Below are 20,415 nucleotides of genomic sequence, written 5' to 3'. Positions count from 1 at the left end.
CTTTATATGACAAGTTTCAGACGGCCTAAGACCTTTTATTCCAATTTTCAACCTTTCAGCCACAGTTTTACACCGCCTAAAAATAAGTTGGCGGATGCTGACAGTGTACATAGTATAATTACACTTTGAACAAACAACCTGATTCTATTGCCTTTATGAAACCGTTTTTCTGCAAAACCGCCATTGCCCTCAGCCTGACCCTCCCCGCCGCCGCCAACGCTGCCGAGTATGTCTGCAATGTTGAAGGCATCACCGTTTATGCTTCATACCAGATCAATGACGCCTGTCGCATAGTTGAAACAAACAATGTAACAGAAAACAGCGTCGTTGCGATTCCGGGCGACACTCCGGTTTTAAAAACGGTACAAACAACAGAATTTAAAGCATCTGCCGCAGACTACATTAATGCTTCTCAAGCAACGCCCGCGGTACAAACCCCAGTCGTTGTTGCTCGAAATGAATACGGTATTCCGGCACCTATTTCCATTCCGATGGCACAAACTCGACAAGCTATGCTAGCGAATAAAACCATTGCAGACAGCGCAATCGTTTCCAACAATACGCCTGCTTTGGAAACATCAGCCGTTGCAAAACCTGAAAACTATGTTGTCGATGCTGCTGTCCACAACACAACTCCTGTCGTACAAACTCAGACGACTGCCGTTCAAGAGGACAACACTATTGTTCCTCCTGTACTCATCGCGCAAACCCATACCGTTACAGCCGACAAAGCCATTGCAGACAGCGTAATCGTTCCCAACAATACGCCTACTCTGGAAGCGCCGCCCACAATAAAAGCTGAAGACTATGTTGCCGACACTACTGTCCGCAATACAACTCCTGTCGTACAAACTCAGTCTAGTGCAACCCAAACAGAAAACAGTGTTGTTCCTGTAATGCTTGCCGCACAAGCCCAACCTACTGCTTCTACCGAGAAAACAGTTTCAGACGGCCTTGCTATTATTAATGAAACACCAGCTGTTCAACCTGTTGTACCTGCAATCCAAACTCCACAAGAGATTATTCAGAACTCGGCAGTTCAGCCGCAAACTTCAACTACCCAAAATAACCAAGCGGTAACAGCTCAGGATGAAGTGCTCGATAAAACACCTACCAAAGTCGAGACTAAGCATAAAGGCAAAACTTATGCCAAAACCTCCTCTCGACGCAAAGCCAAGGTTAACCGTACTAAAGCCGATAAAACAGCCGTTGTCCGCGCATCTGAGGAACAAGCAGCCAAACCTATTGCCACCGCTTCAACCGAACCAAGCACGCCGGCAACTGCCACTCCGGTAGAGCATGGCAAAACCACTGTCCCAACACCTTTCCCACAAGCATACAAACCGGCAGCCGATATTTTGCTGGATAAAGGAAATAGCGACAGCGATATCAAAATCCTGCCGAATGTACCGATTACCAGCGTGACCAACACAGCCGAAGCTGCCAATCCGCGCATCAATATTACCCTGCGCAACCGTCAGAACAAATCACGCAGTTCTTCATACAGCAAATACAAAGCCCCTGTTATCCGTACTGCACCTGTGGTTACGCCGGCTCCTAAGCCAAGCCCTAAAGAAACCCGCAAACAGATATTGCAGACCGAAGTACGCAACGAACAGGCTGCTATTACCCGCCTTCAAACCCAGTTGAACGCGGCCAAACAAAAAGGCGATCAGATTAAAATCCAACAACTGACCCGTACCATAAACGCCCGTAAAGCGAATATCCGCGCTATTCAAGGCGAGATGTCTCGTTGATTGGTTTTTTATACAAAAAGGCCGTCTGAAAACATTTTCAGACGGCCTTTTTAATGGTACAGACCTTATTTATTCAACAGACAAATACTTTCTCTAAAATCATTTGCTGATCACGCCAAAGTACATTTCTTCACATCCCTACCCTCGTGCGCCATTACTGCTTCTATCCAATCGGCGATATTTTGCCAATAATATTGCGGCTTTTCAGACGACCTATCAGTCTGCATCACTTCATCATTCAACACAACGGGAACACCCTGCTCTGCACCGGCTTCAAGCACAATCCAAATACTGCCTTCATGGGTATCGGCTCGGGCTACTTGATGTTCATATGCCCAGCCAACCGCAGCTTGTCCGCCATTTTGCAAAGACTGCATCGCCAGAGATAATGGATGAAAGCAGGTATCTACATTGTTGTCGGCAGTAACGACCAAAGTTGCACCATGCGTGCCTAACGCTTGCGCGGCATGAAAGACTGGGGAGTTGTGCAGGTTGGCAATAAAGTCAAACGGCATCGCGGCGTGATGGTTCAGCACATTGTCTGCCATTTTTTCAAACACGGATGGCGAAGAAAACGGCGTACCAAGAAAAACGGCGCAATCAGGGCGGATTTCGCTTTGTTCCTTTAGCTGCCCTGCACCAAGCGCGGCAATCAAACTCAAGCGGCTGAGGCGGCGAGTATCTATACCGCTTTGCTGCTTTAAGATTTGTTTGAGGATTTTACCGCCGGTGCCGGCGTCAGTATCAAAACGCACGGCGGCGGTAATACGGATATTAGGATTTACGGTTGCCATTGCCATACCAAAGATGTGTTGCTGCCGCCAAAACCAAACTGATTGGCCAAACAGAAAAAGCCGCCTTTTTGTGAAGCCGCGCACTCGGAAAAACGAATTTTCCACCCCTGATAATCGTTGCTTCCGCCTTGTTTTAGAGCGGATAAAAGCAAGGCTGTTTCAAGGGCTGCCGTTGCGCCAAGCGTGTGTCCGATTTGCGGTTTGAACGCCATCAAGGGCGGCAGTGTACCGAATATATTTTCCAGTGCGGCCAATTCGGCGGCATCGCTGTCAGCCGTGCCGATGCCGTGTGTTTTAACGGCCGCAATGCTTTCAGGAACGATGCCTGCAATATCTAACGCACGTCGCATCACTTGCTCTTGCGCTTGGCCATCGCTTTGAATCAGGTCATTGCCTGTATTGGCAGCGTGTCCTATAAGTTTCAGACGGCCTGAAGATTCAGGAGCAGCGGAAGATAAGGCAAGCGCGGCAACACCTTCGCCTAAAATCAAACCGTTTCCGCCAAAAGGCTGATACTGTTCGGTCAGCAAACCCAAGCTGTGAAAATGCAGCAAAGTCAGTCGGTTGAGGTTTTCAATCCCAAGCACAAAGGCACGCTCCGCCTCGCCGCGCAAGCAGTTATCCGCCTGAATGAGCGCATGGGCGGATGAAGTGCAGGCAGTAGCGAAACTGAAAATCTGCCGATTGCCGCTGCGCCGGCGCAAATCTTCGGCGAGATAAAGCAGATTGTGTTCTTCTTCCGCCCTATTGCCCACAAAATGGCGGTTTTCATATTCGGAGATGGAATAGGAACTAGACCCGATAAACACCGGCGCATCATGCCAACTTTCAGATGGCCAGCCTGCATTTTCGGCAGCTAGGCGCAAATGTTGTTCGGCGATATCCGCCAATTCCTTCCGCCCCAAACTGTCGCTAGCAAATGCACGAAAATAAGCAGCCTGCTGCGGCTGGTTTAAAAACGTATAAGACACCGCATCAGGCCGTCTGAAGTCCGTTTGCGGATTCAAGGCAGAAGTGGCCGCCGTACCGAAAACCCAACTCACGCACCATGCTCCGCACGGATAAACGCCGCCAAATCGCGTACGCACATCATATGTTTGCGCACCATACGGTCGCCCTGCAGGCGCACTTGGAAATACTGTTGCAAAGCAACGCTGATTTGCAGCGCATCAAGCGAATCCAAACCGACCGGACTGTCATCGCCAAACAAAAGCGCATCGTCGGTGAAATCATCCATATCCACATCGTCGGCCTTATCGGCCTCTTGCACGATTAACTTTTTCAATTCCGCTTCCAGCTCGTGCTCGGCCAGTGTAAAGGTGTAAGACATTTTTTAAACTCCCATTTTTATCTCATGAAGCAACAGCTCGTTTTAGCGAAACTCGCTACGCTCGTTTTCAGACGGCCTGAACTTTATGCAAAATCGCCCCAAAGCGTCTGCATGGCGGCAATGGCCGCAAGTGAGGCGGTTTCGGTACGCAACACCCGTTTGCCGAGCGTAACGGATTGAAAACCGGCATCAAATGCCTGCTGCTCTTCCTTCTCCGTCCAGCCGCCTTCAGGGCCGACCATAAACACGACTTTGCCGGATTGCGGCTGAACATCGCTCAGTTTTTGTGCGCGGTTCAAACTCATTAACAGTTTGGTCGTTTCCTGCGGCAACTGTTGCAGAGCCTGTGCATAAGTCGTCAGCGGCAAAACCTTCGGCACAATATTGCGGCCGCTTTGTTCACACGCCGAAACAACAATTTCCTGCCAACGCGCTACCCGCTTTTCAGCACGTTCGCCGCTCAAGCGGACGACACAGCGTTCGCTGATGACCGGGCGAATTTCTGCCACGCCCAATTCCACGCTTTTCTGCAAAGTGAAATCCATGCGCTCGGCGGCGGATACCGCCTGTACCAATGTAATGTTCAGCGGCGATTCGTTGTCCGTTGCCTCTTCACGCAAAATCCGCACGCTGGCTCGGCGTTTTTCCAAAACTTCTGGCAAAGCCGGATATGCCTTGCCATTGCCGTTGAACAACACGATTTCTTCCGTGTTTTTCACGCGCAATACATTCAGATGGCGCACCACATTATCGGGCAATTCGACCACGCTGTCGGGGCTTAAGGCAAAATCAACATAAAATCGGGGCATGGTTTCCTGCTTTATTCATGTATATAATTTAATGTATATAATTTAAATTTAAAATTTCGTGAATGAAGTTGAAACACGGCGACATACTCCTGCCTGCTTTCGATTTCATCCACTATAATTTGAAAACTTCCCGAATTTTAATCCACTGTCGCGCAAAACTGCAAAAAACAAGGATACGCCGTGCTATACCGTTTACAGAAAGTCGTCCGCCACATCGCCCAAACCGAAGTCATGCCGCGTTTTCTGAACACGCCGTCACGACGCAAGGAAGACGGATCGGTTTTGAGTGAAGCAGATTTGGCCGCACAAACCGCTTTTGCCGCCGCCCTTCCCTTATTGGAGGATTGTCCGATGTTGGGCGAGGAAATGAGCTTTCAGGAACAAACCCGTTTGTGGAACGAACATTCAGACGGCCTATGGATTGTCGACCCTATCGACGGCACAAACAACTTCGTCAACGGTTTGCCGCATTTTGCCGTATCCGTCGCGCTGGTTAAAAACGGCCATGCCGAATTGGGCGTGATTTACAATCCGGTCAGCGGCGAATGTTTCTATGCCGAACGCGGCAAAGGCGCATTTCTCAACGGCACGCCGCTGCCGCTGCGTTCGGAAAACAAAAAACTCAACGAATCCATTGCCGGCGTAGAAATCAAATACCTGCGTTCGGGCAAACTCGCCAGCCGCATGAATACCCTTGCCCCATTCGGCACAATCCGCAGTATGGGCAGCAGCACGCTCGATTGGTGCTACCTTGCCAGCGGCCGCTACGATATTTACATCCACGGCGGACAAAAGCTGTGGGACTACGCTGCCGGTGCATTAATTTTTGAAGAAGCCGGCGGCTGCCTGACCACTTTGGAAGGCGACGATTTTTGGAGCGGCGAACATGTATTTAAGCGTTCCGTCATCGCCGCATTGCAACCCGAGCTGTTTCAGCAATGGGTGAAATGGATTCGAGAAAATCAGTAAAAATACCGTTTATCTTCAAAATATCACGATTATCTTGCAACTTATTGAAATTATTTCACTTCTTAACAGCATTTAATACTAAAAACGGTAGAATATCAATCGCTGACACAACACCGCTCTTTCATCCCTTTTGGGCGGTGCAGCAAGTAAGACGTTTTCCCGCAATGTATTGGCCATTCATACTTCTCCCTTAGTATGAATGGTTTTTTTTATCTGCAAAAACAGCTTAGGCCGTCTGAACGTTCAGACGGCCTGTTTACACTACTATTTGAAAAACTGTCCGCAACACGCCTTAAACTTTTTGCCCGAACCGCACAAACAAGGCTGTTTCATCGTCGGTAACGCAACGGTCGGCTCAATAAAGTACCAACGCCCGTCTATTTTCACAAATGCCGACAATTCATGATGGCACTCAGTTTGCCCGTTCTCTTCAAAATACGCCTCAAACTCGACCAAAGCATGCAGCTTGCCAAACGGCACATGACGGATAACCTTCAATCCCGACCACTGCATCTGCCTACTCCATGCCGCCAAATCCTGCTTGTCCAACAAATTCTGCTGCGCAGGGACAGTCGTGTCCACGATATAGTCGATTTCCTGCAAAACATACGCGCTGTAACGCGAACGCATCAACTCTTCCGCCGTCGAGGCCGCCGCCTCACGCGCATGAAACGGTGCGCAACATTCCGTATAAACACGCCCCGACTGACAGGGGCAAAGTGTAGCCGTCATTCCTAATTACCCGAATAAATCCATTTCAAAATTATAACGCAAACCCGACTCAGGCCGTCTGAAAACGAGCGTAGCGCGTTTCGCTAAAACGAGTGTAGAGAGTTTCACTAAAATAAGCAAAGCGGGTTTCGCCAAAACAAACGCAACAATCTGATATAATGCGCCTTTTCGATTTTGACTATCCATGATGACCATTCCCATCCAAAGCATCAGCCGCCTGTTGCCGCAAACCCAATGCCGTGAGTGCGGCTATGAAGGCTGCCTACCCTATGCGCGCGCCCTGTCGGCAGGAGAAACGCCGGTAAACCTGTGCGCGCCGGGTGGGGAAACCGTCATGAAAGACCTGGCCGACCTGTTGGGCAAGCCCTACCTCGCGCCGGCAAAAACACAAATCAAAGCCGTGGCCCTGATTGACGAATCCGCCTGCATCGGCTGTACCGCCTGCATCCGCGCCTGTCCTGTCGATGCCATTATGGGCGCGTCCAAACTGATGCACACCGTCATCAGCGACGAATGCACCGGCTGCGGCTTGTGCGTTACCCCCTGCCCCGTCGACTGCATCGACATGGTTCCCGTATCGCAGCCCTTCCTGCCGTCCGCACGCCGTTTCAGCACCTCTGCCGAACCGCGCTTTGCCGCCGCCGAACACGCACAAAGCCGTTTTGAACGCCATACCGCGCGCAAACAGCGCGACGATGCCGAACGCAAAGCACTGCTGGCGCAACGCGAAGCCGCCGTCAAAGCCAAACAGGCCGCACAGGCACAAGCCCAAACAGCCGCACCAAGCGCCGTATTCAACCCCATGGATTTGATTGCTAAAGCCATGGCCAAAGCGCAATCGCAGCAGGACAAACTCGTCTCCTCCGACAACCGCGAAGACTTCAAAGCGCGCCAAATCGAAGAAGCCAAAGAACGCGCCGAACTGCGCCGCGCCCAACGTGATGCCAAATACGGCAACGAAGCCGAAAAAGCCGCCGCCATCGAATTTCTGCGCCGCTACAAAGCCGAGCAGGAAGCGGCCAAAGAAACCCGCTGATTTCCAAAACAACAAACCCATTCCGACCGCATCAGGCCGTCTGAAAACATTGCACGAAAACCAATAACTTTATGACCATACAAGAATTTCCACACCAGCATACCGCCCATTGCGAAAGCGGTGTGATGTCCACCCTGCTCAAATACCATGGCCACAATTTAGACGAAGCCATGATTTTCGGCATTGCCCACGCGCTGACATTTGTCTGGATGCCGCTGATCAAATTAAACGGCATGCCGCTGGTTTCCTACCGTACCGCGCCGCGCAGCATCATCAAAAACACCTGCAAAGCATTGGGGCTGAAATTATCCGTCCGCAAATTTTCCGACGCACAAAGCGGACAAGCCGCGTTGGATGCCGCACTATCCTCAGGCAAACTGGCCGGTTTGCAAACCTCCGTCTTTTGGCTGCCCTACTTCCCGCCACAAATGCGTTTCCATTTCAACGCACACAATCTCTTGGTGTACGGCAAAGACGGTAACGACTACCTGATCAGCGACCCCGTATTTGAAACCGTGCAACGCTGCGCCGCCGAAGATTTGCAGCGTGCGCGGTTCGCCAAAGGTGTATTGGCGGCAAAAGGCATGATGTATACCTTGGAAGACAACAGGCCGTCTGAAAAAATCATGGCAGACTTGCCCGCCATTATCCACAAAGCCATACGCAAAAACGCCAAACATATGCTCGCGCCGGTCTTTTTCATCGGCGTAAAAGGCATCCGCACGCTGGCCAAAAAAATCGAATCCCTGCCTGCCAAACAAAACGACAAATACCAAAAACTGTTTCTCGGCCATTTGGTGCGGATGCAGGAAGAAATCGGTACCGGCGGCGCAGGTTTCCGCTACATCTACGCCTACTTCCTCGAACAGGCCGCCCATATCTGCAACGAACCTGCGTTTCAGACGGCCTCAGAACAAATGACCGCCATCGGCGACCAATGGCGCCAATTCGCAGCAATGTGCGTGAAACAGTGCAAAAAACCGTCCGAAAACGGCTGCCGCAACATTGCCGAATTTCTGCTCAAAATTGCGGATGATGAAGAAGCGTTATGGCGGGAATTATTGAAATAATCAGGATTTATTCGATCCCGATTAATCTACCGTGAATTATTTTGACATTCAGGCCGTCTGAAAACTAAAAGAAATTAAAAATGCGTTACCTAGCTACTGTCTTATTTTTGTATTCCGCCTTGACCCATGCCGCGCCGCAAAATGGCTTTGCCTTGGTTCATGATGCCGACGGACACACCAATTTGCGCGAAAGCCCCGATTTGAATGCCAAAGTCTTGGCAAAAATTCCCAACGGCACGCCGTTGGAATGTCTGGGTGATGGCGGCGAAGGCAGCCTGAGTTTCTGTACTGCCCAGCTGCAACAACCCGCCGCAGAAGACTACGGTTTCATCCATTACAGCCGTCTGATATTTCCCGCCGCCGATAAAAGCTTCGTCCGTCTTCGCGAACAATCCAGTCGCGACGATACGCTGACTTTGTCCGGTAGCGGACAAACGGTACACATCGTTGCCCGCCGCATCCATCCAAAACTCAGCGACTTCTCGGGCATCAACAAAGACAAATACACCGCGCGGCTCTATCGAGGCAAACCTTTCTATGGTACAGACTACGACATTCCCAAAAGCGTGTTCGCGCTTGAACGTATCACGCTAAACGGTCAAGCGGTTCCCGCTGCCGAACTGCAAGGACTGTTCTCGCCCGATTTTGCTGCCACCGCACGCGGCAGCAATGTATATCAAGGCTGGGAAGCCTATTACCGCGGCAGCGATAAGACGCTTTATCTGTTTGGCAGACAAGGTTCGGACGGCGCTCCCTTCGGCGTCTGCTTTATATTTAAGGACGGCAAATTCCAGCGCCGTTATTTATGGGGTGCTGCGATTTAAATATCGCTTGAAAGGCCGTCTGAAACCATGATTCAAATCCAATCCCTCTCCCACCGTTATCCCAAAGCCGAAACTGCCGCGCTGGACAATGTGTCGTTCGACATTGCCGACGGCGAATGTTTGGGGCTGCTCGGCCACAACGGTGCGGGGAAAACGACGCTGATGTCGCTTTTGGCCGGCTTGCAGGAAGTACGGCAGGGCGAGATTTTGTTTGACGGCAAGCCATTGCGTCTGTTAAGCCGTAGCGAGCGGCAGAAAATCGGTTTGGTGCCGCAGGATTTCGCGTTTTATCCGCAGCTTTCCGTGTGGGACAACCTGCTGTTTTTCGCCTCGCTTTACAAAGTGCGCGACAAGGGTCGTCTGAATGCGCTTCTAGAACAGACCGACCTGACCGCCCACAAAAACAAGGCGGCAAAGCATCTTTCGGGCGGGCTTAAACGTCGTCTGAATTTTGCTATCGGCCTGATTAACACGCCGCAACTGGTGTTCCTTGACGAAATCACGGTAGGCATCGACCCGCAGTCGCGCCGCTTTATCCTCGACAGCGTGGCGGATTTGACACGGCAGGGAGTAACGGTGGTTTATACCTCACACTATCTGTCGGAAATTGAGCAGCTTTGCGACAAAATCGCGCTGCTGCAACACGGCAAGCTGGTGTACCACGGTGGTTTGGACGAGCTTTTAAGTACGCAAACCGGTATTGTGCGTTTTACTGTCGAACCGCCGTTGCCGCCTCAGACGTTGATCGCCTTAGGTGCCAAACAAGTAGACAGCCGCGGCATGATGGAAACGGCGCACGATGCCGCCGCCGTTTACGCCACCCTGCAACAAAGCGGCGCGCAAATCCGCTACTTCCAGCAGGGACACGGTTCGCTGGAAACGTTTTACCTTGATTTCCTGCGCAAAGACGAGCCAGCAACAGATAAGCAAAACCCACAATGACGATTTCCTCCCTCCTCAAAGAACTCAAACTGCTCTGCCGCGACCTGCACGGTTTGGCCGTGTTGTTTGTGATGCCCATCGCCTTCATGCTGATTATGTCGTTGGCGCTGAGCCGCGACCAAGATCCGCACACCGACAGCCGTATCGCGCTGGTTGGCATAGCAAACGATAGTATCAATACCGCGCTGGCCGCTGCGCTGGAAAAAGAGCAAATCCATGTCACACTGATGCCGTCTGAAAAACTGACCGACGCGCAAAACGGCCTGCACGACAAACGTTTCCAACTGGTGCTGCACAACCCGAACCCCGCTTCCGGCAAAATCGCCGACGACAAAGCCCTGCAAATCTATGTACCGCCCGATACCGAGCCTTCATGGCTGGCGGCTGTCAAAGGCGTTTTGCAGCAGCACTACACTGAAACGCGGCTGGACGCTTATTTCGACAACAATGACGGCATCAAAATCGACAATAAAAAACTGCCTCGTTCCATCCGCAAAGACATCCAGAAAAAAGTGGATGAAAAAAACGACGAACAATTCGCCGCCGTGCGCAGCTTTTTAGATAAAAAAATGCTGGAAGAACACTATCTGAGCGTAGGCAGCGGCACGGTGGAAAAACCCAACGCCGTACAGCACAGTGTACCCGCATGGCTGATTTTCGGTATGTTTTTCATCATGATACCGCTATCGAACGTCATGGCGCTGGAACGCCAAACCAACACCATCACCCGCCTGCGCCTCGCCCGTGCTTCCGCATTCGGCCTGATTGCGGCGAAGCTCGTCCCCTATTTCCTGATTAACCAGCTTCAGTTTGTCGGAATGCTGCTGCTCGGCCGCTACCTGCTGCCTGAAATCGGCGTGCCCGCCCTCATACTCAATGGCAGCCTTGTTCCCTACGCGTTGCTGTCCGCTGCCGTCAGTGCCGCCGCACTCGGCTACGCGCTGTTAATCAGCGTCTGCGCCAAATCTACCGAACACGCCGTCGTACTCGGCGGCGGCGGCATTATCCTGATGGCGGCAATCGGCGGCATTATGGTGCCTGCACACGTCATGCCCGAAACCATGCAGCAACTCACTTGGATTTCCCCGATGGCTTGGGGCTTGAAGGCTTTTCAAGAATTGCTGCTCAACCGCAGCGGACTGGACGGAATCGGCCGTTATCTGCTTCTACTGTCAGCGTTCTCTTTTTCCACATTGACTGCTGCCGTATTGGTTTATCGTAAGCAGTTGCAGACGCAGGTAAGGTTTTAAACGTTTGTCTGCCCTAAGTAGAAAACTTATTTCTCAAAACCATTCCTATAAAACTCCAGGCCGTCTGAAAATACTTTCAGACGGCCTGATGCTTGATATGCTATGAATTGTTTCAATAACAAAATATGTTCAACAAAATCCTAAAATCCAAACGTAAAAAAACCTGCTTTTTTCAAAGCAGGTTTTCATATTTGGTGGGTCGTGAGCGATTCGAACGCTCGACCAACGGATTAAAAGTCCGCTGCTCTACCGACTGAGCTAACGACCCGATAAGCTGTGCATTATAGAGATGGAGCACACAGCTGTCAACACCTTTTTTAAACTTTTTTATTCGACGACGATTTTCGGGAAGCGGCTGCTGAAGTCTTTGCCTTTATCGGCAATGGCCAGTGCGATTTGGAAGGCGGCTTCGGTGTAGATGTCGGCGATGGTTTGGTTGTTTTCAAACAAGGCAGAAGATGTGCCGCTGTCCATGGCTTCGCGTACAGGCAGGCTCAATGGAAGTTGGCCGAGCAACGGTACATTCAAACGCTCTGCCAAGTTTTTGCCGCCTTCTGCGCCGAAGATTGCTTCGGCATGGCCGCAGTTGGTGCAAATATGGACAGACATGTTTTCCAAAACGCCCAAAATCGGAATATTGACTTTGTTGAACATATCCACGGCTTTGCGTGCATCAATCAGGGCGATGTCTTGCGGCGTGGTCACGACAACGGAGCCGGTTACGGGGATTTTTTGCGACAGGGTCAATTGGATATCGCCGGTACCGGGTGGCAGGTCGATGAAGAGATAATCGACATTGTCCCATTCGCTTTGGAACATAAGTTGTTGCAAGGCTTGGCTGACCATCGGGCCGCGCCAAACGACGGCTTGGTCGGTATCGACCAGAAAACCGATGGACATCACTTGAATGCCGCTTTCGGCTTCAACGGGAATGAGTTTTTTGTTTTGTTGGTCGGGTTTACGGTCTTGTACGCCGAGCATGGTGGGCTGACTTGGGCCGTACAGGTCGGCATCGAGTACGCCGACGCGCGCGCCCATTCTGGCCATTGCGGTGGCAAGGTTGGCAGTGGTCGTTGATTTGCCGACGCCGCCTTTGCCCGATGCTACGGCGATGATGTTTTTCACGCCTTTGATGGTTGCTACGCCGGGTTGGACTTTATGCGTACCGATTTCGGTATCGATACTCAAGTGAATGTGGGTATCACCGGTATGCGAAATGACGGCTTCTTGAACGGCGTTGGCAATGTCTGCGGCAATATGGGCAACCGGGAACGCGAATTTCAGGCCGATATGCAGGCCGTCTGAACGCTCTTCCAGAAGCGAAACGGCTTTTTCGCTGCCCAAAGTGCGTATTGTGGTGGGAATCAACACGGCATCGAGTGCGGTTCGGATGGCTGGAATATTCATAATCTGCCTCTTGAATGTGGGAAATTGTTTGATGTGCGCGATTTGCCTGCCTGACAAATCTGCTGAATTATACCCTTGAACGCCATGTAAGGGATACGCCCGAAAAACTTCAGGCTGCCTGAATCATCGGGCAGCCTGAAAAACGGGTCAACTGAAACGCGGCCTTATTCGCTCAAGAGCGCAATGTCGGCAACTGCGTTCATTTGTTCTGCCAAACGGTTCAGCAGGTTCAAACGGTTTTGTTTCACGGCGGCATCTTCGGCCATTACCATCACGCCGTCGAAGAAGGCATCGACTTGCGGTTTGACGGAAGCCAGTTCGGACAAAGCAGTTTGGAAATTGCCTTCGGCAACGGCGGCGGAGATTTTCGGCTGCAAACCTTGCGCGGCGGCATACAGGGCTTTTTCTTCGTCTTGTTGCAACAGGCTTTCGTTAACCGCGCCCAACTCGGCATCGGCTTTTTTCAGCAGGTTTTGCACGCGTTTGTTGGCGGCAGCGAGCGCGGCGGCTTCGGGCAGTTGTTTAAACGCGGCAACGGCTTGCAGTTTGGCGGTCAAATCGTCCAAACGGCGCGGCTGTTTGGCGAGTACGGCGGCGACGATGTCTTGCGGATAGTCGTTTTGCAGCAACACGGCAAGGCGCGCCTGCATGAAGTCGACGGTTTCAGACGGCGTTTTTTCGTTGAGCAAACCTTTGGGGAAGCTGTCGAAGGTCGTCTGAATCAGCTCGTTCACGTCCAAGCCATACTGCATCAGCATCCGCAAAATACCCAAGGCAGCGCGGCGCAGGGCGTAGGGGTCTTTGTCGCCGGTCGGAATCAGACCGATGCCCCAAATGCCGACCAAGGTTTCCAGTTTGTCGGCCAGCGCAACGGCAGTAGCGACTTTGCCGTTCGGCAGGTTGTCGCCGGCAAAACGCGGTTGGTAGTGCTGCTCGATGGCTTCGGCGATTTCTTCGGTTTCGCCGTCCAAGCGGGCGTAGTATTTGCCCATCGTACCTTGCAGTTCGGGGAACTCGCCGACCATTTCGGTCACCAAGTCGGCTTTTGCCAGACGCGTGGCGCGTTCGGCTGCGGCGGCATCTGCGCCCAGTGCTTTGGCGATGTGGGCGGCAATGCTTTGCAGGCGTTCGATGCGTTCGGCCTGCGAACCGATTTTGTTGTGATAAACCACGTTTGCCAGCTTGGGCAGGCGGCTTTCCAAAGTCGCTTTCTGGTCTTGCTTGTAGAAGAACTCGGCATCAGACAGGCGCGCACGCAAAACGCGTTCGTTGCCTTGGATGATGTGCGACGGGTCTTCGGTTTGCAGGTTGGAGACCAGCAGGAAGCGGTTCATCAGCTTGCCGTTTTGGTCGAGCAGCGGGAAGTATTTTTGGTTTTGCTGCATGGTCAGAATCAGGCATTCCTGCGGCACGGCGAGGAAATGTTCTTCAAAACCGGCTTCCAATACCACAGGCCATTCGACCAATGCAGTCACTTCGTCCAACAAGGCTTCATCGGCGGCAACGGTCGCTTTCAGACGACCTGCCTGTTCGTTCAAGGCTGTCTGAATCGCAGCTTTGCGCTCGGCAAACGAAGCTACGACTTTGCCTTGCTCGCGCATTTGTGCGGCGTAGCTGTCGGCGTTTTCAATGGTGATTTCGCCGTTGGACAGGAAGCGGTGTCCCAAGGTTTGATTGCCGCTTTGCAGGCCCAAAACGCTGACGTTCACGATCTCGCCGCCGTGCAGCACAATCAGCCCGTGGACAGGGCGCACGAAGGTGAATGTGCTGCTGCCCCAACGCATGACTTTCGGAATCGGCAATTTTTTCACTGCGGCATTGATGATGTCTTCCAAGAGTTCGCCCAATGGTTTGCCGGTTTGGACGTACTCGTAGGCGTACACGTCTTGCTTGCCGTCGTTGATGATGGTTAGGTCTTCGATTTTCGCACCCGCACCGCGCGCAAAACCTTCCAAAGCCTTAGTCGGCGCACCGTCCTTCATGGCATTGGCCACGGCCGGGCCTTTTTTCACGATTTTTTGGTCGGCTTGAACGGCCTTCACGTTTTTGACTTGAACGGCCAAACGGCGCGGAGAAGCGTAGGCAGTGTATTCGGCCTCGCCGTCAATTAGTTGCGCTTTTTCCAAGCCTTCGGCAACGGAAGCGGCAAAATGGTTGCCCAGATTATTGAGGGCCTTTGGCGGGAGTTCTTCAGTGAGAAGTTCGATTAAGAGGGTTTGGGTTGTCATGTGCTTATCGTTAAATAGGAAATTGGTTTGGCATCTGAAAACGGCATCATGCGGTTTTCAGACGCAAGGTTGATTGAATTGACGGCGATTTTATCATTTTCAGACGGCCTGTGGCTGTCTTTCACAAACAATTTGCCCGATTTTCAAGCAACTTCGTCCGCAACGGCTTCAATTCGCAGCGCGGATATACGGCAAACCGCTGGTTTCGTCGCTTTCGGGAATGTCGCTTCCGGCAAACAGCGCACCGGCCAAACGCACGGCTGCGCCGGTCACGGCCGGGGAAATCATAAAGCCGTGGCGGAACAGGCCGTTGACTTCAATCAGGCGGCGTTCGCGGTTGAAGCGGATTTCAGGATTGTGGTGGTTTAACGTCGGGCGCAGGCCGGTGGCCAGTTCCAAAAGGTTTGCCTCGCCAAAGGCCGGATGCACGGCATACAGCGCGGACAAAAGTTCCAAACCGGAACGCACGCTGGCCGGCGCTTGGCTTTCGCTTTCGATTTGGGTCGCACCAATCACAAAAATATGGTTTTCCTTCGGCGCGATATACAAAGGATAGCGCGGATGCAGCAGGCGCACGGGGCGGGACAGCTCGACTTCTGGCGCGTAAACGCGCGCCACTTCGCCGCGTATGCCGCGCAATTGGCTTTCAGACGGCCTGTTCCACGCTGCTTTTGCACCATAACCGCGGCAGTCGATGACCCAATCGTATTGCGCCGCCAAATCTTCGACTTCGCGTTCGCACAACCAATGGCAAGGCACATTCATTGATTCCAAAGCATCGGCAAGCGCATTCAATACCTGCCGTCCGTCCAACTGTCCTTCCACCGGCAGATACAGGCCGTCTGAAAACCGCCCTGCCAGTTGCGGCTCGTTTGCCGCGATTTCATCTGCGTTCCAACGTATGGTTTCATGTTCCGCCACGCCGCCGCGCTTCAAATGACGGGCAAACTCGGCAGAAAGCGGCTTGTCCTGCGTATGCCAAACAATCAGGCTGCCTTTTTCCTGCATCATCACCGGCGTGTTCAGACGGCCTAAAATACCGCGCCACAGCGCGAAACTCTGCCTGCCCAAACGGATGACTTCGGGCGTTGCCTCCACCGCTTCGGCAGACGGCGCCAACATGGCCGCGGCAACATAAGCGGCGGCTTGCGCGCCTTTGCGTTCGCCTTTCTCAAACAACTCGACCGAAATGCCCTGCTCTGCCAGCTGGAACGCCATCAGACGGCCCGACAGACCGCCACCGAGTACCGCAACCTTAGACATCAGTTTCTCCTTGTTTTTAATATATAAATAAGCAGCATATTTTAGAACTTGTTTTGCTGTATCACAATATCGACAGAAAATGAGAAAAGTTTTTGCATATCATGATTGCCCAGATCAAGCCGATAACTTATAAACAAACAGACGGAATCCCTCCCTCTGCAAGCAGTTACCCATCGCCTCAGACTGCCAATCAGCTTTTATAAAAATATCTTCCTTACATAAAACCTACTATAATGCCATCTTTTGACATATTTACATTCACTCAACATCATTGCACCTGCTGATTGGCTTTGATGCACCCATTTGATTTTATAAGGAATAATGATGAAAAGCTTGGGCAGTACTTTATTTATCCTCGGCGTATTGGCATTCGGTTTGAATTATATGAACGCCGTCCCCAAAGTCTTGGCCTGGATTTACGAATGGGGCGAAGATACCGCCCTATGGATTAAAGCAGGCATTACAGGTAGTGGCGCTTTACTGTGGTTGGCAGGCAATTTCCTTGAAAAACCTGCAGAGGTAGAAGCAGAACAGGAAGAAGAATAAATACCATAAAAGGCCGTCTGAAAAGTTCAGACGGCCTTTTTTATATCTTCGGCAAAACAGTATCTACTTTATGTCCGAAAGTATGCTTTATCGGATAAATTGCTTGTTTATTACTCCACGCGTCGAAGTTGACTTTTATGGATATAACCCTGAATCGAAATATGATGACCATACTCGTCTTTTTCTGTGTGAGCTCCCTGATTGCTGTACCACAACCAGTCGCCTTTTCTGAAGGCTGGGGCGATCTGTACACGTGTTCCGTTTGGGAGTGTTTTGATGATTTCGCCTTGCCTGATCGGTTCTTCGGGGTAGCTGTTGTTACGGACGTTTGCCGATTCGTCAGGGCTGGCGACAACATAATTGTGCACGATAAAGCCTTGGCTCTGATGGACGTAGCCTGTACGGTGTCCGTCTAATTGAATATGAAACCATTTACCCTGTTTACTGAGTATTTTATGTTTTTTGCTTTCATAATCCAGTACGGTCATGATTTTGCTGCGTGTATCAGGAGCGGCACGAACGTTTGCAGAGCCATCGCATTCGGTATAAGGCAAAAAGTAATCAGCGGCTTGGGCTGCGGCCGACGACAGTAAAACCGTTAAAAACAGTGCTATTTTCTTCATGGTTGGTTTTCCTTATATGTTTAGAGTGAGTTTGTTGTAGCGGTAAATTATGTTGCCGTGCAGGCTTTGACGCTGAATACGCCCGCCTGCTTATCCGAATTTCACTTCTACCCCGAATACTTCCCGCCATAGTTTTCGCACGTTGTCGTAGTGGGTCAGCAATTCGTCCGTTACTTCGGTTTTTTTGGCATCTCGCAGTTTGGTGTTGTGTTGCTGCTGGCGGTAGAAGCGGTAGGCGGTGCGGCTTTGTTCGGCGAGAGTTTTGTCGATGAGGCCGCAGTCGGCAGCGATGTTCAACAAGGCAATGTTGCCGTAATTATCGAGGAGTTGCGGATACTGGCGGGCATGGGCAAGTATCAGATATTGGACGATAAATTCGACGTCGACCACGCCGCCGCGCGCGTATTTGACGTTGCTGTCAACCGGCGGATGGGTAGGGAACATTTTTTCACGCATTTCGATGATTTCGCCTGACAAGGCGGTTTGGTCGCGTTCGGCGGTGAGGATTTCGGTGCGGATGCGGTCGAAGGCTGTCTGAATTTCGGGTGTGCCACAGATGAAGCGGGCGCGGGTGAGGGACTGGTGTTCCCACGTCCAGGCGTTTTCGCGCTGGTATTTTTCGAAGGCGGCGATGCTGTGGGCGAGGAAGCCGGCGTCGCCGTTGGGGCGCAGGCGCAGGTCGGTTTCGTAGAGGCTGCCTGCTCCGGTGGCGGCGGAAAGCCAGTTGGTCAGGCGGCGGGCAAGGCGGCTGTAAACGTCGCCTGCATCGGAATGCGGGTCGTCGTAAAGATAGACCAAGTCGAGGTCGGAGGAATAGCTGAGCTCTTTACCGCCCAGTTTGCCGTAGCCGATGATGGCAAATTGCGGCGTGTCGCGGTGTTTTTTGGGCATATCCGCCCACGCGCATGGCACAGCGGCGGCGAGGATGGTGTCGGCAAGTGCGGAGAGTTGATCGGAAAGTGATTCTACCGTCCACAATTCGGCAAGGTCTTGAACGGCGAGGCGGAAGACTTGGGCGTGTTGGAAATGGCGCAATGTGTCCATTTGCGCTTCAGTATCGCCGCCGCAGGCTTTGAGGTCGTTTGAAAGTGCGGCGGCAAGGGCCGGCCAGTCAAACGTGGTATCCAAAAGCTGGGCGCTGATGAGTTCGTCCAGCAGAATCGGGTATTTGCTCAGATACGCCGCCACCCATGAGCTTTGGCTCATGATTTGTGCCAGATGCGCCAAGGTTTGCGGATGTTCGTTAAGGAAGGCGAGATAGGCGGAGCGGCGGCTGATGTTTTCGAGGAAATCAAACAGCCGCATCAGCGTATCGGTCGGATTGGGTTGCTCGGCCGCCGCCTGTACGAACAGCGGCACAATGGCGTCAAAACGCGGCTGGGCGTGTGCGGAGAGGTGGCGGTATTTATGACCGTGCCGGATTTGGTCTAGCCTTGCGGCGATGGTTTCGGCATCGAACCCGTGTTCTTTCAGACGGCCTTGCCGCTCTTCTTCGTCGGGCTTTTCCTGCCATACCCACTGCCATTCGCTATTGTCGGGGGTTTGTTCTTCGGGTTCGCTCAAAATTTCGTTGAACAACTGATTGACCTTGGTGCGGTGAATGTTGAGGTCGTCTGAAAAGGCGGCGTAGCTGTCGAAACCCATGCTTTCGGCGAGCAGTTGCTGCTGTTCGGGTGAGGCAGGCAGGGTTTGGGTTTGCTGGTCGTCCCAGTATTGCAGTCGGTGTTCGACGTCGCGCAGGAAGCGGTAGGCGGCAAGCAGGGTTTCGACGTTTTCAGACGGCATGATGCCCAGCTCGGCAAGTTTCTTCAGCGTTTCTTGCGTGCCTTTCAGTTGCAGCGCGCGCATTTGGCCGCCACGTATCATCTGGAAAATCTGGGCGATAAATTCAACTTCACGGATGCCGCCTGCGCCGAGTTTGATGTTGTCCGCCATGCCTTTTTTGCTAACTTCGCTGCGGATTTGGCGGTGCAAGTTGCGCATCGCTTCATACGCGCTGTAATCCAGATATTTGCGGAACACAAAGGGGCGTACCAGCGCTTTGATGTCGTTCGGATACGGCGTAACCACGCGGCCTTTGCACCACGCATAGCGTTCCCATTCGCGCCCTTGCGTAATCAAATATTGTTCCAGCGCGGTTTCACTCAACACCAGCGCGCCCGAATCGCCGTCCGGCCGCAGCCGCATATCGACGCGGAACACCTGCCCGTCGGCGGTGATGTCATTCAGCAGCGCAATCAATTTCTGCCCGACTTTGGTGAAAAACTCCTGATTGCCCCGTTCGCGCCTGCCGTCGGTGTCGCCCGATTCGGGATAGACGAAAATCAAGTCGATGTCGGAAGACACGTTCAACTCATAGCCGCCCGCCTTGCCCATCGCCACCACGCTCAAATACTGCGGCGATTTCGTATAACGCCCGATCGGCGTACCATACATATCCTGATAATAGGCGTAAGAAAAGTCTAACGCAGTATTCACGGCAAAATCGGCAAACAGCGTAATCGTACGGGTTACTTCGTTCAAATCGCTGATGCGGTTGATATCGCGCACGATAATCTGCGACACGACATAACGGCGCAACTCGCGCAACTGCCGCGCTAATTCTTCCTCGTTTTCTTCCGCGCGGATTTTGTCCCAATCGGCAAAAGCTTGAAAATCAGCTTCGGTCAACGCCTTGTCCAGCATAGGCAGGAAAATTTCGGGCTTGAGTTTGCCGGAATCAAGATTACGGGCGAGAAAAAGGGAATAACGGCGGGCAGTATCGAGGCGGTTCATAATCTTTGCCTGAATAAACAGAAAAGACCATCATAGCAAGGTTTCAGGCCGTCTGAAACC

18 protein-coding genes and 1 tRNA gene are annotated in these 20,415 nt (G+C 52.1%); 8 read left to right on the top strand and 11 right to left on the bottom strand.

Annotation, left to right across the window (positions count from 1 at the left end; genetic code table 11):
- Window positions 1-125: 125 nt before the first annotated feature.
- A complete protein-coding gene (locus ACTHUM_RS07130; RefSeq protein WP_100066626.1) occupies window positions 126-1,757 on the top strand; it encodes a hypothetical protein in 1,632 nt (543 codons plus the stop codon).
- A gap of 110 nt (window positions 1,758-1,867) precedes the next feature.
- Here the strand turns inward: ACTHUM_RS07130 and ACTHUM_RS07125 are convergent, their stop codons facing one another.
- From ACTHUM_RS07125 to ACTHUM_RS07110, 4 genes are all read right to left on the bottom strand, one after another.
- Complete coding sequence (locus ACTHUM_RS07125) at window positions 1,868-2,557, bottom strand: hypothetical protein (protein WP_004518931.1); 690 nt, start codon at window positions 2,555-2,557, stop codon at window positions 1,868-1,870.
- Complete coding sequence (locus ACTHUM_RS07120; protein WP_004518932.1) at window positions 2,539-3,594, bottom strand: beta-ketoacyl synthase N-terminal-like domain-containing protein; 1,056 nt, start codon at window positions 3,592-3,594, stop codon at window positions 2,539-2,541. The genes ACTHUM_RS07125 and ACTHUM_RS07120 overlap by 19 nt, the downstream gene beginning before the upstream one ends.
- Window positions 3,591-3,881 (bottom strand): acyl carrier protein, encoded by a 291-nt coding sequence (locus ACTHUM_RS07115; RefSeq protein WP_003748215.1) that lies wholly within the window; start codon window positions 3,879-3,881, stop codon window positions 3,591-3,593. The genes ACTHUM_RS07120 and ACTHUM_RS07115 overlap by 4 nt, the downstream gene beginning before the upstream one ends.
- An 83-nt stretch (window positions 3,882-3,964) precedes the next feature.
- Entirely contained in the window at window positions 3,965-4,690 is a 726-nt protein-coding gene (locus ACTHUM_RS07110; RefSeq protein ID WP_004518933.1) for a 16S rRNA (uracil(1498)-N(3))-methyltransferase, read from the bottom strand.
- Window positions 4,691-4,870: 180 nt separating this feature from the next.
- Between ACTHUM_RS07110 and ACTHUM_RS07105 the strand changes: the two genes are divergently transcribed.
- Window positions 4,871-5,659, top strand: coding sequence for an inositol monophosphatase family protein (locus ACTHUM_RS07105; RefSeq protein WP_004518934.1), 789 nt, complete (start codon window positions 4,871-4,873; stop codon window positions 5,657-5,659).
- A 264-nt stretch (window positions 5,660-5,923) separates the two neighbouring features.
- On the opposite strand, the gene ACTHUM_RS07100 is transcribed toward ACTHUM_RS07105, so the two are convergent.
- Complete coding sequence (locus tag ACTHUM_RS07100; protein WP_004518935.1) at window positions 5,924-6,391, bottom strand: YchJ family protein; 468 nt, start codon at window positions 6,389-6,391, stop codon at window positions 5,924-5,926.
- Between the two features lie 187 nt (window positions 6,392-6,578).
- Here ACTHUM_RS07100 and ACTHUM_RS07095 point away from each other — a divergent pair, with 187 nt between their 5' ends.
- From ACTHUM_RS07095 to ACTHUM_RS07075, 5 genes are all read left to right on the top strand, one after another.
- A complete protein-coding gene (locus ACTHUM_RS07095) occupies window positions 6,579-7,427 on the top strand; it encodes an RnfABCDGE type electron transport complex subunit B (RefSeq protein WP_440361237.1) in 849 nt (282 codons plus the stop codon).
- Between the two features lie 71 nt (window positions 7,428-7,498).
- On the top strand, window positions 7,499-8,497 hold the full coding sequence (locus ACTHUM_RS07090; protein WP_107848638.1) for a BtrH N-terminal domain-containing protein: 999 nt from the start codon (window positions 7,499-7,501) through the stop codon (window positions 8,495-8,497).
- Between the two features lie 80 nt (window positions 8,498-8,577).
- Window positions 8,578-9,321 carry an SH3 domain-containing protein gene (locus ACTHUM_RS07085; RefSeq protein WP_440361230.1) on the top strand — a complete coding sequence of 248 codons (744 nt, stop codon included), beginning with the start codon at window positions 8,578-8,580 and terminating at the stop codon, window positions 9,319-9,321.
- 27 nt (window positions 9,322-9,348) lie between these two features.
- A complete protein-coding gene (locus tag ACTHUM_RS07080; RefSeq protein ID WP_440361229.1) occupies window positions 9,349-10,263 on the top strand; it encodes an ABC transporter ATP-binding protein in 915 nt (304 codons plus the stop codon).
- Window positions 10,260-11,513, top strand: coding sequence for an ABC transporter permease (locus ACTHUM_RS07075; RefSeq protein WP_440361228.1), 1,254 nt, complete (start codon window positions 10,260-10,262; stop codon window positions 11,511-11,513). Before ACTHUM_RS07080 ends, ACTHUM_RS07075 begins: the two co-directional genes overlap by 4 nt.
- Window positions 11,514-11,705: 192 nt before the next feature.
- Here the strand turns inward: ACTHUM_RS07075 and ACTHUM_RS07070 are convergent.
- The 4 genes from ACTHUM_RS07070 to ACTHUM_RS07055 all read right to left on the bottom strand — a co-directional run bounded on the left by ACTHUM_RS07070 (window position 11,706) and on the right by ACTHUM_RS07055 (window position 16,411).
- A tRNA-Lys gene (locus tag ACTHUM_RS07070) sits at window positions 11,706-11,781 on the bottom strand.
- A 59-nt stretch (window positions 11,782-11,840) separates the two neighbouring features.
- On the bottom strand, window positions 11,841-12,920 hold the full coding sequence (gene apbC, locus ACTHUM_RS07065) for an iron-sulfur cluster carrier protein ApbC (protein ID WP_036493993.1): 1,080 nt from the start codon (window positions 12,918-12,920) through the stop codon (window positions 11,841-11,843).
- Window positions 12,921-13,084: 164 nt separating this feature from the next.
- Window positions 13,085-15,148: a glycine--tRNA ligase subunit beta gene (gene glyS, locus ACTHUM_RS07060; RefSeq protein WP_049336666.1), complete on the bottom strand. Its 2,064-nt coding sequence runs from the start codon at window positions 15,146-15,148 to the stop codon at window positions 13,085-13,087.
- Window positions 15,149-15,316: 168 nt separating this feature from the next.
- On the bottom strand, window positions 15,317-16,411 hold the full coding sequence (locus ACTHUM_RS07055; protein ID WP_049336665.1) for an FAD-dependent oxidoreductase: 1,095 nt from the start codon (window positions 16,409-16,411) through the stop codon (window positions 15,317-15,319).
- 324 nt (window positions 16,412-16,735) lie between these two features.
- Here ACTHUM_RS07055 and ACTHUM_RS07050 point away from each other — a divergent pair, with 324 nt between their 5' ends.
- Window positions 16,736-16,957, top strand: coding sequence for a hypothetical protein (locus tag ACTHUM_RS07050; protein WP_049336663.1), 222 nt, complete (start codon window positions 16,736-16,738; stop codon window positions 16,955-16,957).
- Window positions 16,958-17,067: 110 nt separating this feature from the next.
- Here the strand turns inward: ACTHUM_RS07050 and ACTHUM_RS07045 are convergent, their stop codons facing one another.
- On the bottom strand, window positions 17,068-17,580 hold the full coding sequence (locus ACTHUM_RS07045) for an SH3 domain-containing protein (protein ID WP_049336662.1): 513 nt from the start codon (window positions 17,578-17,580) through the stop codon (window positions 17,068-17,070).
- 90 nt (window positions 17,581-17,670) lie between these two features.
- The gene (glnE, locus tag ACTHUM_RS07040; RefSeq protein WP_440361227.1) at window positions 17,671-20,355 is read right to left on the bottom strand and encodes a bifunctional [glutamate--ammonia ligase]-adenylyl-L-tyrosine phosphorylase/[glutamate--ammonia-ligase] adenylyltransferase; all 2,685 of its coding nucleotides are present in this window, start codon (window positions 20,353-20,355) and stop codon (window positions 17,671-17,673) included.
- Window positions 20,356-20,415: the final 60 nt, after the last annotated feature.

The organism is Neisseria sp. P0021.S006, from assembly GCF_051956895.1.
This window is presented reverse-complemented; position numbering and strand designations above follow the sequence as displayed.